The 16,838-nt window shown below is 34.8% G+C and carries 13 protein-coding genes and 1 CRISPR repeat array (1 of these 14 running past the window's edge); of the genes, 5 read left to right on the forward strand and 8 right to left on the reverse strand.

Going from position 1 to position 16,838, the window contains the following annotated elements:
* Positions 1 to 264 precede the first annotated feature (264 nt).
* From IPP08_03325 to IPP08_03340, 4 genes are all read left to right on the forward strand, one after another.
* Positions 265 to 672, forward strand: a complete 408-nt coding sequence (locus IPP08_03325) for a hypothetical protein (protein QQS67216.1) — start codon at positions 265 to 267, stop codon at positions 670 to 672.
* A gap of 210 nt (positions 673 to 882) precedes the next feature.
* Complete coding sequence (locus IPP08_03330) at positions 883 to 1,632, forward strand: sulfite exporter TauE/SafE family protein (GenBank protein QQS67217.1); 750 nt, start codon at positions 883 to 885, stop codon at positions 1,630 to 1,632.
* A 606-nt stretch (positions 1,633 to 2,238) separates the two neighbouring features.
* Positions 2,239 to 3,780, forward strand: a complete 1,542-nt coding sequence (locus IPP08_03335) for a hypothetical protein (GenBank protein QQS67218.1) — start codon at positions 2,239 to 2,241, stop codon at positions 3,778 to 3,780.
* A gap of 1,226 nt (positions 3,781 to 5,006) precedes the next feature.
* The gene (locus IPP08_03340) at positions 5,007 to 5,306 is read left to right on the forward strand and encodes a hypothetical protein (protein QQS67219.1); all 300 of its coding nucleotides are present in this window, start codon (positions 5,007 to 5,009) and stop codon (positions 5,304 to 5,306) included.
* Positions 5,307 to 5,427: 121 nt separating this feature from the next.
* Here the strand turns inward: IPP08_03340 and IPP08_03345 are convergent, their stop codons facing one another.
* The 4 genes from IPP08_03345 to IPP08_03360 form a co-directional block, all read right to left on the reverse strand.
* Positions 5,428 to 6,687 carry a T9SS type A sorting domain-containing protein gene (locus IPP08_03345; protein QQS67220.1) on the reverse strand — a complete coding sequence of 420 codons (1,260 nt, stop codon included), beginning with the start codon at positions 6,685 to 6,687 and terminating at the stop codon, positions 5,428 to 5,430.
* Between the two features lie 144 nt (positions 6,688 to 6,831).
* On the reverse strand, positions 6,832 to 7,488 hold the full coding sequence (locus IPP08_03350; protein ID QQS67221.1) for a hypothetical protein: 657 nt from the start codon (positions 7,486 to 7,488) through the stop codon (positions 6,832 to 6,834).
* A 477-nt stretch (positions 7,489 to 7,965) separates the two neighbouring features.
* Positions 7,966 to 8,574: a T9SS type A sorting domain-containing protein gene (locus IPP08_03355; protein ID QQS67222.1), complete on the reverse strand. Its 609-nt coding sequence runs from the start codon at positions 8,572 to 8,574 to the stop codon at positions 7,966 to 7,968.
* The gene (locus tag IPP08_03360) at positions 8,513 to 9,382 is read right to left on the reverse strand and encodes a hypothetical protein (GenBank protein ID QQS67223.1); all 870 of its coding nucleotides are present in this window, start codon (positions 9,380 to 9,382) and stop codon (positions 8,513 to 8,515) included. The genes IPP08_03355 and IPP08_03360 overlap by 62 nt, the downstream gene beginning before the upstream one ends.
* Before the next feature lie 39 nt (positions 9,383 to 9,421).
* Here IPP08_03360 and IPP08_03365 point away from each other — a divergent pair, with 39 nt between their 5' ends.
* On the forward strand, positions 9,422 to 9,694 hold the full coding sequence (locus tag IPP08_03365; protein QQS67224.1) for a hypothetical protein: 273 nt from the start codon (positions 9,422 to 9,424) through the stop codon (positions 9,692 to 9,694).
* Between the two features lie 423 nt (positions 9,695 to 10,117).
* On the opposite strand, the gene IPP08_03370 is transcribed toward IPP08_03365, so the two are convergent.
* The 4 genes from IPP08_03370 to IPP08_03385 form a co-directional block, all read right to left on the reverse strand.
* Positions 10,118 to 11,563 carry a T9SS type A sorting domain-containing protein gene (locus IPP08_03370; protein ID QQS67225.1) on the reverse strand — a complete coding sequence of 482 codons (1,446 nt, stop codon included), beginning with the start codon at positions 11,561 to 11,563 and terminating at the stop codon, positions 10,118 to 10,120.
* A gap of 6 nt (positions 11,564 to 11,569) precedes the next feature.
* Positions 11,570 to 12,277 carry a hypothetical protein gene (locus tag IPP08_03375; GenBank protein ID QQS67226.1) on the reverse strand — a complete coding sequence of 236 codons (708 nt, stop codon included), beginning with the start codon at positions 12,275 to 12,277 and terminating at the stop codon, positions 11,570 to 11,572.
* A 392-nt stretch (positions 12,278 to 12,669) separates the two neighbouring features.
* Positions 12,670 to 14,085: a T9SS type A sorting domain-containing protein gene (locus IPP08_03380; protein ID QQS67227.1), complete on the reverse strand. Its 1,416-nt coding sequence runs from the start codon at positions 14,083 to 14,085 to the stop codon at positions 12,670 to 12,672.
* Positions 14,086 to 14,088: 3 nt separating this feature from the next.
* Complete coding sequence (locus IPP08_03385) at positions 14,089 to 14,286, reverse strand: hypothetical protein (protein QQS67228.1); 198 nt, start codon at positions 14,284 to 14,286, stop codon at positions 14,089 to 14,091.
* A 40-nt stretch (positions 14,287 to 14,326) separates the two neighbouring features.
* Positions 14,327 to 16,838: a CRISPR direct-repeat array (repeat unit 36 nt; unit sequence GTTGTGATTTGCTTTCAAAGTGATATTTTTAATATC) (it continues 2,424 nt past the right edge of the window).

Below are 16,838 nucleotides of genomic sequence, written 5' to 3' on the forward strand. Positions count from 1 at the left end.
TGAAAGTAAGTATTTGCGGGCTTTACAAGGTTTTTTTTGTTGTATAGTTTTGCCCATTTGAAATTCAATACAATAAGCATAACATTTTACCTAATTTATCGAATAAATATTTTTTTAATTACTCGGTTTGAAGATAATCATTAAAAAATATTTATTAAATTTTACAAAATATTCCTTGTGTAGTTTAAAGTTTTTTTTTAAAATTTCTCTTCGGCATTAAGTCTTAGTATTTTATTCTCACATTTTTTAATTTGTTATTCCTTTATGAAACACTTCAATGCTTTCCTTTTTGTTGCTACATTGAGTTTATTTGTAAGCACTTCACAATTCTTATCGGCTCAAAATGGGGGCTACCCTGCGCCGCCATGCGCTTTAGGCTATAGTTATACTGGAGTCGCATCAAAACAAGGGCAAGCACTTACTGCGCCTGCCTACACAACAGATATGCCGATTGATGTATTGGTTGGGTATATTGTAATTGATAGTTTGAGAAAAGTAAAAACTGCGGATGAGATTGAAGCATATCTAAATAGCCTTGATTATTCAAATGATACTTTGCGCCGTATTATGAAATACCTTTATACTATTGTTGATTATGACCCCATCAGATTTAGAAGATATGCAGTCGGAACAAGTGTAGGAAGAATAGCAGCATCGGCAAATTTGAAATAGATATTGAATCTCTTGTATCAGGGAAATACATAATAACGATGGAGTATAATCGTAATTACCGAATAGGGAGAGAATTAAAGTTAACTAATGAAAGCAAAATATAGTAAGTGGTCTGTACCATTAAAGATTACAAACAGATAAATATATATTTTCATTTGGAAAGCTAATCATTGAATAAAGCATTGGTTATAATTTTAAATTTTGGTAAATATGACAAATAATTTTTTTGTATTAACATTCATTTTATTCTCAGTAATTGCTTTACTATATTCCTCAATTGGTCATGCAGGTGCTTCTGGTTATTTGGCTATTATGGCACTTTTATCATTTGCTCCTGATTCAATAAAGCCAACTTCTTTAATATTAAATATAGTTGTTGCAAGTATTGCTTCTTATAAATTTATTAATGAAAGTTACTTCGATAAAAATATTTTTTTTTCATTCATAATAACTGCTCTGCCAATGGCATTCATTGGTGGTTATGTAGCTATTCCACCAAAATATTTCAAATTAATTGCAGGAATTTTTTTAATAATTTCAGCTATTATATTGTTTGTAAAAGAGTTTATAAAAACTGAAAAAAATACAACTCAATCTTTGCCCCTAATTTGGAAATTATCTCTTGGTGCTATTATTGGTTTTGTTTCGGGTTTGATTGGAGTTGGTGGTGGAATTTTTCTTACACCTATTCTCATTTTAACAAATCAAACTTCATTAAAAAAAGCTTCAGGAATTTCTGCTCTATTCATTTTATGTAACTCAATTGCTGGCTTAGTAGGTCATGTTACAGCATTTAACAAAATAGATTCAAATATTTTTTATTGGATTATTGCTGTAATATTTGGAGGATTAATAGGCTCATATTTGGGTACAAAAATATTTAATAATAAAATTATAATTGGATGTTTGTTTTTAATTTTAATATCAGCTGGATTAAAATTTCTTATAATTGATTTTTAGTTTATAAAAAGATTTTAAGAATTCAATTACTTTATTTATTAAACAACTTCTTGATTCTCTATTCTCCTACTCTCCAAATGTTATCTTATATCTATACATCACATTCTCGTTCCTACTTCGTAAATGATAAACACTATTCTCCTCCCAACTCTTCGCCCATTTAACTTCATATTCTCTATTACATCATTCCTATTACCCAAATAATCCTTCCCTTTACGCACTCTTCCATTACTCTGCGGTGGTATTAACTGCTCAGTTTGGAACTTCTACACAAACTATTTCAAATTTAAAATTACGCTGATACTCACCGACAACGGACTTGAATCTATAAATAGATAGTCAATAGTAAAAAGAATAATCTTTGCACAAAGCCTTCTTTGTTAGATATAAAATGCGCTACAAACAAGATAGACCACAGATACACAAGACCTTTTGATTCACTTGAAAAATGGTTGGCATTGAAACCTGAATTATTTATTCTTACACCTCAACTATTTAAAATCAAATTGATTAATTTGCACTCGACTCGCAATTAATCAAATTAATTACAACTATATTTCTGGTATCTTAATCAATACCAAAAAAACAAAAAAAGATTTAAAAATTATGAAGAAGAAGAATCTGTATTTGATGCTTGCCCTGCTAGCCCTGCTTGTAAGCGTAAGCAAAGGGCAAAGAACTGATTGTTTGCAAGGATTTAACAATGTTTCAGACCCACGTAACCCTTATGCCAAGTGCCTTGAGCCAATAGGCACTATGCTTGCTGAAGGTGCATACAACGATGTAACTCTGCACAAGTTAGGTGACTTGAACAAAGATGGTATAGATGATTGGATAATAATGTATTGGAAGACAGATTGGGGAAGGCTACCGAAGTTATTTTATGGAGTAAAGGGTAGAATACCGAAGTTTAGTGAAGGTATAGATATATGCGACACCTCAAGTAGGTTGCAGATGCGATTTGGAGGTTATGGGGACTACGACCAAGATGGTAACGTGGATATAGTGATGAGCTATGATAAGCTAAGTGATACAAGCTATGGTAACACCCGGTATAGAGATTTAAGCTATGTGGTGGTATACTGGGGACCGAGCTATAGCACACGGGATTCAGTTAGGCTTGGTAATGGTTATGATGCTTGGCTTGGCGCAAGGACTGTTCCCGCGAAAACAGATGTAAACAATGATGGAGTGGATGATATATTAATGTGGGGAGGGATTAGTGCCTATAAGCAACCCAATCTTAGTGTAGAGCTACCTTTTGTAATGATGTATCTTGGAGAGAAAGGAAAGCGTTGGGGACGAGATAAGAGCAGGCTTTATGATAAAAGTTATTGGAATATAAGACCAATTGGAACAATAGGTACCAGTATAGTAAGAGTAATAGACCAAGACGGTGATGGGTATGAGGATTATATTTACTATGGTGGACGAGGAGACGGCAGGCTAATATACGGGATATTATACGGCAGGCAGGGAAATCTACCTGATAGCTTAGAGCGTCAAGAGTTTGATATGGATTCATTGGGTTGGTATGATGCAAACATATTTGATGTAACCGGTGATGGCTTTCCTGAATTGTTAGTAGGTAAAGATGGGGAATTAAAAATATATGCGGGAGTAAAAGGTGAAAGGTTAAAAGAGATATATGGAAAAGGGGAAGAGAAAGCAACACCAAATAGCAAACATTGGTGGAATAAACCTTGGGCGAGTATTTGGAGTTGTTATAGAATAAACCCGGTATGGCAAGGTGGGCCTGGTGTCCCTGATTTGGGGGATATAGACCTTGACGGTATTCATGACATTTGGGGTGGAGGTGGAGCAAATTACTCATTCGTATATACGGCAGGAGTAGAAATGGATTCATTAGCCGATGCGATTTATCATGGTGTAAGTGATGGGAGAGCAGATTTAGGAGATATACTTGGGAATAAGAAATGGGTATTAGCAGTTATCAGCGGAAGATTACTAACGTTTTTAGAGCCGAGCAAAGATGTACCGGGAAACATAGAAGGCAAGAGGCGTAAGCTACCGCATGAATCTGTAGGAGTAGATAGCGAAGAGATAACAACTGGAAAATTGCGTTTAACAGAGAATAGTTCTAAGAAGAAGAATAGTGATCAAATAACAACTCAAAACAAAAGGTAATATCCATGGACTCAAAAATAGTTAGAAGAATAGTTAGAAGAATAGCAAGAAGGATTAGTCAAATTATTTTGTTGATAGTAATTAGTATATTTAGTAACATTCTTATGTTACATTCCCAAACAGAGCAGATGCAAAGAACGCTCAAAGAGAAAGCAGATAGAATAAAAAGGGAGATGGAGAGCAACAAACCAGCTCCCGCCCCAACGCCCAGCACCCAGCAAGAAGAGCATGAACCAGCCCCGCCTACAAAATATTTGGGTTATGATAGGAATAGTAAGTTTGAGCAGAAATTTATATGGGGGACCCATTCGCATTTATACGGAGATTTCAGTGCGAAGATATACAAATCACTTGGAATACAATTTATAGATTTATACAATTTACCGGATAGTTTCACCTATATGATAAGGAACAGGAAAGTCTTAAATACGCCACACATGGATCCTGATAGTTTGAATAAATACTTAAATGTAGATGAGCAGGTAACATATCGTGGAGATTGGTTCAGGCGTATGTGGTATGATACATATAAGGCATATCGAGATAGTGGAATAACATCGGTATACACTCCAAGTTTCAAGTTTGACGCGACTTGGGTGAACAGTTGTATAAGTTATTATTATGATTTGGGAGGTGGTGATACAGTTCAAAACATGCCATTTAAAGAGGTGGTATATGGAGATAGGGTAGATTACAATAGCCGTATAAGCCCATCGAGATTATATTTAGCAGTAGGGGGTCATTGGTTTCGTCAGCAGGATAGTTTGCACGCATACCGTATATCAAGTGGTTCGCAGTATTTAAGCAACAATGTGCTATATGTAAACCCTGCCACATTGAACATAGCCGGAGGTCCACCTAACTCCCAAGAACCGAACTACAACATGCTTGATTTGAATGTTGCTATCCTTCCTGATTCAGGACAGAGAAGGGGCGAGCCTTACATTACGAGATGGCCAAATCTCCCCAATACAACCCCATTTGCGCGGGTGAAGGTATACCGTAGAATAGGTTTAGGAGGTGGCAAAGGGACAAACCTGTATAACTTATGGCATGAGTTTCCAATAACAAAGCAGAACTATCGTAGACCTTACCCTTATGGCGCAGATGCACCTTTAGACAAATTTGATACCCTAACGGCGTATGAGTGGTTGAATATTATTGATACAACAAAAGATAAACGTAAGCCAATTATCCCCCTATTAATGCGTGATATGCGTTTTCGGATGAATCTATTAGATACGGTAAAATTTGGTAAAGATACAACTCTTACTGTTGGAGGTAGAAGCATAACGATACATGATACAGATGATGTATATACGTATCATTCAGGTTTGTGGTCAGAGGTGGGTAATGACACAGCCTTAACAAGAGCGTTAAAGAATTTGTTGCGTGGTCAGGATAGTATAAAGTATAAGGATATGTATGAAGGTCAAGTAAGGGAAACAGATATATTTTATGAGGTATATTCAGAGAACATAGTTCCTGTAGCATTTATGCGTGGTTTGGCAGTAAGGGGGATGTAAAATAGTATGTTACATGGAGCTTAAAAATCTATCAGCATTAAGTGCGGCATAATTCCCATTTTTGATGACCTTTTTGCGTAAGGTGAGTAATTGAGAGGATTTACTTTTCTTTACAAAAAAATTATTTTGTAATTACTATTTTTTTTACCACTGTTTTTCCTCCTTCTTTTATCAGCAATGAATATATACCATTAGGCAATATGCTTACATCTAACTGCAAATCTTTTACCCCACTTGATATAACCTTACTCATTACTTTCTCTCCGATATTATTAAACAAAGTAACTTCGCTTACACCAACTCCAACACCCTGCAAGCCAATGTTTATCAGCCTTTGTGCGGGGTTGGGGTAAAGGCTAACACGATAATTATCCAATGTTGACTTTAAACCAATAGAAGATAACAGGCCTGCATCTTTCACTAACCTAGTACCATCTGCTATAAACAAGTAAATACCTGCTTTTTTCCCTACTTTGAGACCACTACCCATTAATGGTAACCTATTAGGGACTAACTCCACTGAGTCCCTAACCCATGTTTTGCACCCGTCATTCGTTCTGCATATTACTGGTGCATAAATTACACCATTCAAATCATTCTCCATTTGTAACCCTGTTGGACCTCCCCAAAAATCACTTTTTACGACCTCAACTTTACCTTTAGGTCTCCAACTCACACCTCCATTCGTTGTTGATGCAAAAAAATATTGAACTGTTTTATCTGATGTATCGGTATATTGAAATGTAAATACATACCCATTTTTTGAATCTCTGAACGAATAAATTTTGTCCGCTAACCTTCCATTTTCAACTCCCACAGAAAACACAGACGTATCTACACTCCAAGTTTTTCCAGCATCTGTACTTCTTGCAAATGCATCACCTTTATATATGGGCGATGCCACTTTACAGACTATTACGTTTGGCTCTAAGTAATTGATATAGCCCTTCCTTCCTAGAAAGTCATTTGACATCAAGAATTGATAATCTTTCGGCGGAATAAGTTCATTCGAGGTCTCCCAGCCATCATTTGTGGTGTAATATCTTGCAGTCTCTGAATCAAGATTATCACATATTAATATTCCATGATCCGCATCAAGCATACTTATTAATTTAATATGAATCGTTCTTCCTATTGTATCAATATATCTCATACTCCAATTCTTACCACCATTCGTGGTCTTAAGAACTACCCCGTTTAACCAACAGCCCAAATACATTATCTCATCGCTAATGTAGGCTATTGACATCGGGAAAACTCTATCATTTATACCCCATGATTTTTGTATTTTCCATGACATACCCCCATCTGTGGATTTACTTAAGCTATAAAACAAATTATTAACACTATCGGTATGATTGAATACAATGTAAGACTTCAAAGAATCAACTATTTCACCCCCGAAAAAAAAAGCACTGATCACCAGCAGGTCCGCCATTAACTATCTTCCAGAGGTGCGGCTGGCTAAGACAATTTAGAGTCTGAGAAAAGAGTAATATCAAGATTGTTAGTTTCATATATATAATTAATTTTTAATTTTAGCGTTTGAGATATTTATATCTGGTTTATCCTTGTCATATGTTTTGCTAAGATCCGGACAACCAAAGTGATAGCATACACCGTCAAGAGCTACACCACTGATATAGGCTTCGTCACAATTTCCATTCGTTGATGATTGACCAATAAGAGTTGATGGAACTGTACTTCTGTCATACACAGTAATGCAGCAGGCATCTCCGCATGACACCATCATTTTATTTGTTATCGGAGGCTGCCCAGGAAGTATTGTAGTTATAGTTTTAGATTTATAGCACTGCGAAGTTATAATGGCTATTGTATTTGTTGTTGTATAACACGGAAAACCACCCCCACGTGTGAAAGTTAAATGTTTAATTGCATCATTAATTCTTGCTCTGTAATCATTAGTACAGAATTGGTCGCAGGCATTATCAAAGTTAATTGAGTCAACATATAATTCACATCGATTACCACAACTTGTATATCTGTAATAAACTCTAAAGTTACAGAATATGCGCTCTGAGAAATTTTCTCCACCACATACAGAGAATCCATTAAAATAGGAGGCGTTCCACCCAGTCTCGCAGGTTGCACACGGTGGTTTCTCCACTTGCCCCCAAGCCCTTTGGCTTGTCCCCAGTAGTGTTGTAAATGTGATAACCATTACACAAATTTTTAGTATGGTTGATAAGTTAAACGCGTTGCGGCATTTCCACTGAGAACACCCGGTGTTCTAGTTTCTTTAAACATAATTTTGGAATTAGTTTATGTCAGGTTGCTGTGCGGAGGCGATACAAAGCAAGCAAGACCTTATTTTTTATTTTATATCTCCCTTAGAAATTGCAATTTATCATCAATTAAGTGTATCCTTTTTTACAAAACAAACTTAATAATTATTTTTATCCTTCAAAATTTATTCTTTCGTTTTGTAAAGTTATTTCTTAAAAACCTGCAAACCTCATAGAACAATAGATATAACAGTTTCATTCCTACTGGGTTTTGGGGAACAACCGCATAAAACTTGATACACCCGCAAAGCACTATGGAACTTTCCTTCACAGACAAGGGGGCATGCCCCCTTGCCCAAGAACAAAATATCTTTTAAATAATCTAGTAGGATTGATTAACCTTTACAAAAAAATTATTTTGTAATTACTATTTTTTTTACCACTGTTTTTCCTCCTTCTTTTATCAGCAATGAATATATACCATTGGGCAAAATGCTTACATCTAACTGCAAATCTTTTACCCCACTTGGTATAATTTTACTCATTACTTTTTCACCCATATTGTTAAACAATATCACCTCACTTATGCCATAACCAACACCCTGCAAGCCAATGTTTATCAGCCTTTGCGCGGGGTTGGGGTAAAGGTTTGCAATACCCTCCCTTGCTTCTTCTATTGCTCCGCTTGGCGTGTATTCACCGAAGTCTGCCATTAGTATATCTTTCGTCCCCGGAAAATATGCTAAGTAAGTATCAGTTTTTCCACGCGCATTAATAAATACCCGATTATACCAATATTCCAAATCAACAGAATCTATTTTCCAATCATTTTTGTTCTGTTTGGTTCTGCTTGCAAAGGGCATTGCTATAATAAATTCAGAATCATTTGTTACACTTATTCCACCATTATAGCTCGCACCTTTGTATTGCTTACCTTTATGGTAAGGCATTGTGTATTCATTAACTTTCTTCCAAGTTAAGCCACCATCGGTGGTTTTTTGATAACATACACCAAGGGACATTATCCCCTTTATACCGCATATTACCTAATGCCCAACCATTCAAAGAATCTGCAAAATCAAATGAGACCCCCTGAATAGTGTCGCTTCGCTCATAAAATATCTCATCTTCGGTAATTATTTTCCAAGTCGAACCTGCATCTGTTGTTTTACCAAATACTTGTTTGTTTATAGTATCGAATACAATACCCAATTTTACAAAATAATTTGTTTTACTTAATGCTTGCATATAAGGATACCTACCCCCCAATGGGTTAAAATAGTAATAACCCTTGGGCAGACTTACCTTAGAATATGTCTGCCACCCATCATCTGTTTTGTAAATATAGCTGAACCCAAAATATTCAAGTTCAGTAAGGTTTATTAAACCATTCTTATCATCAAACATAGATATATCCCATACATCATATCTATTTGATCCGAATTCTTTGGGGAATTGGAACTCTCGCCAAGATTGCCCGGAATCATTGCTCACCCCAACAAAACGATTGCTTCCACCAACAACAATAGTATTCTTACTCGGATATGATAGACAAACTGGCTCAAATTTGAATTTGTACCATACCCACTCCCAAGTTCTTCCTCTGTCTGTGGAACGCTTTAGCCCCTCACGAGAATAGAACCCTTTAACTGAATCTTCATAAGATACTTTAACAATAGTTACAGCGTTTAGAGTATCTAAAATCTCGCCACTTTTTATGTCTGCGGTGTGTGTGTCCTCGAAATCCATAACCTTTCGCCAATTATGCGGCGTTTGAGCCAATGCAGTTGAACATACACCCATTAAAAGTAATACTATTATTGATTTCATTTTTATTTAGAGGAATGATGTTGTTCAAGTTCATTTTCCTTGTTCAGACCAAGGTTCCCATCTCCACCAGTTGTAGGAATGCTACAGTCAGTATCGAAGCATAATCCTTCAACCCAATCCTTAACAGGCACACCAACAAGGCAATTATCACTACCACCTGTTCTTTCTACTTTCCAGATTTATGGTCTTGGTCCTGGTAAATCGCCTCCATCTTGCCCTTGGCTTGTCCCCAGTAGTGTTGTAAATGTGATAACCATTACACAAATTTTTAGTATGGTTGATAAGTTAAACGCGTTGCGGCATTTCCACTGAGAACACCCTGTGTTCTAGTTTCTTTAAACATAATTTTGGAATTAGTTTATGTCAGGTTGCTGTGCGGAGGCGATACAAAGCAAGCAAGACCTTATTTTTTATTTTATATCTCCCTTAGAAATTGCAATTTATCATCAATTAAGTGTATCCTTTTTTTACAAAACAAACTTAATAATTATTTTTATCCTTCAAAATTTATTCTTTCGTTTTGTAAAGTTATTTCTTAAAAACCTGCAAACCTCATAGAACAATAGATATAACAGTTTCATTCCTACTGGGTTTTGGGGAACAACCGCATAAAACTTGATACACCCGCAAAGCACTATGGAACCTTCCTTCACAGACAAGGGGGCATGCCCCCTTGCCCAAGAACAAAATATCTTTTAAATAATCTAGTAGGATTGATTAACCTTTACAAAAAAATTATTTTGTAATTACTATTTTTTTTACCACTGTTTTTCCTCCTTCTTTTATCAGCAATGAATATATACCATTGGGCAAAATGCTTACATCTAACTGCAAATCTTTTACCCCACTTGGTATAATTTTACTCATTACTTTTTCACCCATATTGTTAAACAATATCACCTCACTTATGCCATAACCAACACCCTGCAAGCCAATGTTTATCAGCCTTTGCGCGGGGTTGGGGTAAAGGTTTGCAATACCCTCCCTTGCTTCTTCTATTGCTCCGCTTGGCGTGTATTCACCAAAGTCTTTAATTATAACATTCTCGTTTACCCTCATAAAGATATTTGGTGCGCCAAACCTCAAATCAAAATATGTTTTGGTCCAGTATAGATATACTTGTGCAGTGTCAATTACCCATTCACCCTTCTTTCCTAAACGGCTTGTAAGTGGTGTTGCTACTTGCAAATTTTTATCATCGGACTTGTGAAAACCCATATACCAAGTATTTCTATTTTTATTCACTGTATCTAAGTCTATCGGCATTTTTATCTCACCAATGTATTCCCAAGTTTTACCACCATTGATAGTTTTAGATAAATAACCTCTTGTAGTATCTTTAAGTAGATCTTTTGGATAGACATGCCCCATACACCAACCTGTCAATGAATCCTTAAAAGAAAAATTACGCCCTTGAATAGAATCACGCCTTATATGTGAGTTTAAAGGATCTTCTATTATCTGCCAACTATCGCCCCCATTTGTTGTTCTAGCTAAGAACTCTTCTTTACTTGTCTTTTTATCCAATACCTTACATAAAAAAACTCCGTGCCCTAAGCATTTAACAAAACCCCTATAACTCCCAGCAACTGATTGTGCCACGAAATATCCCTCTGGTATTTTTACTTCCTTAAAACTCTTCCAACTATCAGTGGTTGAAAATAGATGTGTATTTGTAGTAAAGATTTCACTATCTACCAAAGCGATTCCTACATTTTTATCATACATACTTAAAAATGCGATATCTTCTAATTGGGTAGAGTTATTTGTAGAAAACCTTGGTAATGAAGTTACCACCCAGTTTATACCTGCATTAGTTGTTTTTAAAATGTGATTGAAATGGCACCCAATAAATATATCATCTTTACTAACATAATCTGCAACTCTTGGAAATAAGGTCTCTTTTGTTGCCTCAATTGTATAACGTGGAACCAGATAATCCCAAGTTTTCCCACCATTAGTTGTTCTTAATACTGTACCAACTAGCCCTTTTAAGCCTAATATATCATCCATCTGAAGTGGTATAATCATACTGTTGGAATCTAATATACAACCTTTGTAAAGTATTGGAGCATGATCGTTATTATCAAGATTCAATACCTCCTTCCAAATGTGTGGTTGGGCATTAGCTATCCTGATACTACAAAAGAAAATACCAAGTAAGAATATTATTTTTTTCATGGTTACTTATTTATTGGTAAGTGTTTCTTTTTCTTTCTTCTGTTTTATGTATGGAACTACATCATCACAGCCCATTGTATAACAAATATTATTTTTAATTGGTCCCCACATTGGTTGACAATTATCTAAGTTATTACCATGAACAGTAGAACTCACGAGTGTTGGAGGGCTTGTAGAAAAATCATAAACATTTTCACAACAACTTTCTCCACAAGGAATTATCATTTGAATAGTTTGTGGCTGCCCACCTGGATAAAATGGTGGAAGAGTAATTGGGTCAGTCCGTCTTAGGCATCCAGCTGTAAATACATGAACTGCATTACCACTACATTGGAACCATGATTGTTGATAATAGGTGAGTGCTATTTTTACAGCCCCTTTTACCATATCATTCCAATTCATATTGCCATAACAAGAGCAGTTTGTTGGTTCGGTAATATCACCTATCCAAATCTCACAACTCCCGCAACCAAGTGGAATAAGAACATCTACCCACAAAGTACAAATCGAATTGTCAGGGCAAACATACGGATAACTCATTGGAACTTTCATCCAGTTATTTGATTGGCATGACACACACGCACTTGGTGGTGGTAAAGCTGGGTTCTCATTCTGCCCCCAAGCCCTTTGGCTTGTCCCAGCAAATGAAAAGAAAATGATAACCATTAGACAAACTTTTACAATGGTTACCGGTGTTCTAGTTTCTTTAAACATAATTTTGGAATTAGTTTATGTCAGGTTGCTGTGCGGAGGCGATACAAAGCAAGCAAAACCTTATTTTTTATTTTATATCTCCATTAGAAATTGCAATTTATCATCAATTAAGTGTATCCTTTTTTTACAAAACAAACTTAATAATTATTTTTATCCTTCAAAATTTATTCTTTCGTTTTGTAAAGTTATTTCTTAAAAACCCTCAAACCTCATAGAACAATAGATATAACAGTTTCATTCCTACTGGGTTTTGGGGAACAACCGCATAAAACTTGATACACCCGCAAAGCACTATGGAACCTTCCTTCACAGACAAGGGGGCATGCCCCCTTGCCCAAGAACAAAATATCTTTTAAATAATCTAGTAGGATTGATTAACCTTTATAAAAAAATTATTTTGTAATTACTACTTTCTTTACCGTTGTTTTTCCTCCTTCTTTTATCACCGCCGAATATATACCATTAGGCAAAATACTTACATCTAACTGCAAATCTTTTACCCCACTTGGTATAATTTTACTCATTACTTTTTCACCTATATTGTTAAACAATATCACCTCACTTATGCCAATACCAACACCCTGCAAACCAATGTTTATGAGGTTTTGCGCGGGGTTGGGGTAAAGGTTTGCAATACCCTCCCTTGCTTCTTCTATTGCTCCGCTTGGCTTGTATTCACCAAAGTCTGCCATTAGTATATCTTTCGTCCCCGGAAAATATGCTAAGTAAGTATCAGTTTTTCCACGCGCATTAATAAATACCCGATTATACCAATATTCCAAATCAACAGAATCTATTTTCCAATCATTTTTGTTCTGTTTGGTTCTGCTTGCAAAGGGCATTGCTATAATAAATTCAGAATCATTTGTTACACTTATTCCACCATTATAGCTCGCACCTTTATATTGCTTACCTTTATGGTAAGGCATTGTGTATTCATTAACTTTCTTCCAAGTTAAGCCACCATCGGTGGTTTTAGATAACATACACCAAGGGACATTATCCCCTTTATACCGCATATTACCTAATGCCCAACCATTCAAAGAATCTGCAAAATCAAATGAGACCCCCTGAATAGTGTCGCTTCGCTCATAAAATATCTCATCTTCGGTAATTATTTTCCAAGTCGAACCTGCATCTGTTGTTTTACCAAATACTTGTTTACGTGTGGTATCAAAATAGATGCCCAACTTTACAAAATAATTTGTTTTAGTCAAGGCTTGCATATAAGGAGACCTATCCCCTAATGGATTAGGATAATAATAACCCTTTGGTGGGATTACCTTAGAATATGTCTGCCAGCCATCATCTGTTTTGTAAATGAAACTATCCCCATAATATTGAAGTTCGGTAATGTTTATCAAGCCATGTTTATCATCAAACATAGATAGACTCCAAGCATCATAGCTGTTTTCCCCAGGTTCTTTAGGAAATTGAAAATCCCGCCAAGATTGCCCGGAATCATTACTCACCCCTAAAAAACGATTATTTCCACCAACAACAATAGTATTCTTACTTGGATATGATATACGTGTAGCCTCAAATTTGAACTTCGTCCAAACCCACTCCCAAGTCCTTCCCCTGTCTGTGGAACGCTTTAGCCCTTCATGATAACTCGTTCTGCCAGCCGAATCTTCATACATTTCTTTTACTAAGGTTACAGCATTTAGGGAATCTAATATCTCACCATTTTTTATAGATGCAATATATGCCTCCTTGAAATCCATAACCTTCTGCCAATTGTGTGGCATTTGAGCTAAGGCAGTTGAACATAAACCCAACAGAATTAATACTACTATTGATTTCATTTTTTATTTTGAAGAATGATGTTGTTCAGGCTCGTTTTCTTTGTTTAGACCAAGGTTCCCATCACCATCGCCATTTGGTGTAGTGCATCCGGTATCAAAGCACAATCCTTCAACCCAGTCCTTCACAGGCACATCAACAAGGCAGTTATTGCTACCACCAACTCTTTCAGTCTTCCATATACTTGGAACCCGCTTTGGCATACCATTCACCATCTTGACAAATTTATGTCCCCTAAATAGTGTTGTTATTTGCTTTCAAAATGATATTTTTAATATCATCCACTAAGTTTTCTAAAAATAAAGAAGTGTTGTGATTTGCTTTCAAAGTGATATTTTTAATATCCAGTGCAGGCACGGCATCAATTGAAGTGGTGTTGTGATTTGCTTTCAAAGTGATATTTTTAATATCAAACACAATCAAACAAATAAGAGATTTAGTGTTGTGATTTGCTTTCAAAGTGATATTTTTAATATCATGAATAGCCATAACAAATCTCCCTACAGGGTTGTGATTTGCTTTCAAAGTGATATTTTTAATATCTTGAATCAAACCAAACAATTTATGTCGAGCGTTGTGATTTGCTTTCAAAGTGATATTTTTAATATCCCAATCTCTGAAAGTTCTTTTACCGTTGGAGTTGTGATTTGCTTTCAAAGTGATATTTTTAATATCAATTTAAACCTTTTAGTTCTGACAGCAACTGTTGTGATTTGCTTTCAAAGTGATATTTTTAATATCAACCAACACCATATATTTTCTCTTTAGTCCGTTGTGATTTGCTTTCAAAGTGATATTTTTAATATCAAAAGTCCAGTTATTTTGACAAAGGCATTTGTTGTGATTTGCTTTCAAAGTGATATTTTTAATATCGTTTATTATTTCATTTGCAATTTTATTGTTGTTGTGATTTGCTTTCAAAGTGATATTTTTAATATCTTCAATCAAATTTTGATTACAAATATTCTCGTTGTGATTTGCTTTCAAAGTGATATTTTTAATATCAGTAAGCGAGTGCCAAGCTTATGACTGTATGTTGTGATTTGCTTTCAAAGTGATATTTTTAATTTCAACGCTTACCTCGCCTAAAGTTCCATCGTCGTTGTGATTTGCTTTCAAAGTGATATTTTTAATATCAAGTCTTCTATTCCTGCCCCCCAGTTGTTCGTTGTGATTTGCTTTCAAAGTGATATTTTTAATATCTCGCTCTTCAATTTCCTCGACCATTGCATCGTTGTGATTTGCTTTCAAAGTGATATTTTTAATATCTTGGTATGTTTCGCCTGCACTTTACAAATCGTTGTGATTTGCTTTCAAAGTGATATTTTTAATATCGCGAAAAAATTGAAGGCAAAAAAATACAATGTTGTGATTTGCTTTCAAAGTGATATTTTTAATATCTAAATTTTGATTAATCCATTCCATATATTTGTTGTGATTTGCTTTCAAAGTGATATTTTTAATATCAAGTTGTAAATTTTAAACCACTTCCAGTCTGTTGTGATTTGCTTTCAAAGTGATATTTTTAATATCTTAGGAAGTTTATTAAAACAAAAGGAACTAGTTGTGATTTGCTTTCAAAGTGATATTTTTAATATCAAATATCACCATTTAACGCGATCCAATAGAGTTGTGATTTGCTTTCAAAGTGATATTTTTAATATCTTTTAAAATAAATTTAAATGGTATGTTTGTGTTGTGATTTGCTTTCAAAGTGATATTTTTAATATCGACCCACCCCGTAACTGCACAGCTCAGCCAGTTGTGATTTGCTTTCAAAGTGATATTTTTAATATCAAAACAAAGGTGAATAAAATGACAAACACAGTTGTGATTTGCTTTCAAAGTGATATTTTTAATATCCTGCTGAATACGGAATGCCACAAAGAAGAAGTTGTGATTTGCTTTCAAAGTGATATTTTTAATATCTATCTCTATTTTCAAAATTACAGCCTAACAAGTTGTGATTTGCTTTCAAAGTGATATTTTTAATATCTTAGGATTTGATATGAAGTGCTATTTGTTGGTTGTGATTTGCTTTCAAAGTGATATTTTTAATATCAAACAATAAAATAGATCCAATTGCAAATAAGTTGTGATTTGCTTTCAAAGTGATATTTTTAATATCACTTGAGTTGTTGCAACATCGCCAATATATGTTGTGATTTGCTTTCAAAGTGATATTTTTAATATCATTGCACCTTATTTATTGTTTTAAAGTGTTGTTGTGATTTGCTTTCAAAGTGATATTTTTAATATCCATAGACGAAAAATGTCCACGTGGCAAATGGTTGTGATTTGCTTTCAAAGTGATATTTTTAATATCTCAAATTATTATTTGATAATTCAGTATGTAGTTGTGATTTGCTTTCAAAGTGATATTTTTAATATCTATTTTTAAATGGTATTGAGAAGGTTAGGGTTGTGATTTGCTTTCAAAGTGATATTTTTAATATCACTTCCCCAATTGTTAACTCCCTTTCATTTGTTGTGATTTGCTTTCAAAGTGATATTTTTAATATCCTTTTTTAAAACTTGCAATAACTTCGAGTGGTTGTGATTTGCTTTCAAAGTGATATTTTTAATATCTAATATAACTCCATTTGTTACAACGCAGGCGTTGTGATTTGCTTTCAAAGTGATATTTTTAATATCAAAAAGTTATTGAAATCGATAGGTTTAACGGTTGTGATTTGCTTTCAAAGTGATATTTTTAATATCCAAACAAACAAACAAACAAAATGAGCGAGTGTTG

Source organism: Chlorobiota bacterium (assembly GCA_016700335.1).
In the GTDB taxonomy this organism is placed as follows: domain Bacteria; phylum Bacteroidota; class Ignavibacteria; order OLB7; family OLB7.

Bases quoted from the DNA above. Each gene is read 5' to 3' on its own strand.
- IPP08_03325 (QQS67216.1), top strand. From the start codon at position 265: ATGAAACACTTCAATGCTTTCCTTTTTGTTGCTACATTGAGTTTATTT.
- IPP08_03330 (QQS67217.1), top strand. From the start codon at position 883: ATGACAAATAATTTTTTTGTATTAACATTCATTTTATTCTCAGTAATT.
- IPP08_03335 (QQS67218.1), top strand. From the start codon at position 2,239: ATGAAGAAGAAGAATCTGTATTTGATGCTTGCCCTGCTAGCCCTGCTT.
- IPP08_03340 (QQS67219.1), top strand. From the start codon at position 5,007: ATGAATCTATTAGATACGGTAAAATTTGGTAAAGATACAACTCTTACT.
- IPP08_03350 (QQS67221.1), bottom strand. From the start codon at position 7,488: ATGGTTATCACATTTACAACACTACTGGGGACAAGCCAAAGGGCTTGG.
- IPP08_03355 (QQS67222.1), bottom strand. From the start codon at position 8,574: ATGTCCCTTGGTGTATGTTATCAAAAAACCACCGATGGTGGCTTAACT.
- IPP08_03360 (QQS67223.1), bottom strand. From the start codon at position 9,382: ATGAAATCAATAATAGTATTACTTTTAATGGGTGTATGTTCAACTGCA.
- IPP08_03370 (QQS67225.1), bottom strand. From the start codon at position 11,563: ATGAAAAAAATAATATTCTTACTTGGTATTTTCTTTTGTAGTATCAGG.
- IPP08_03375 (QQS67226.1), bottom strand. From the start codon at position 12,277: ATGTTTAAAGAAACTAGAACACCGGTAACCATTGTAAAAGTTTGTCTA.
- IPP08_03380 (QQS67227.1), bottom strand. From the start codon at position 14,085: ATGAAATCAATAGTAGTATTAATTCTGTTGGGTTTATGTTCAACTGCC.
- IPP08_03385 (QQS67228.1), bottom strand. From the start codon at position 14,286: ATGCCAAAGCGGGTTCCAAGTATATGGAAGACTGAAAGAGTTGGTGGT.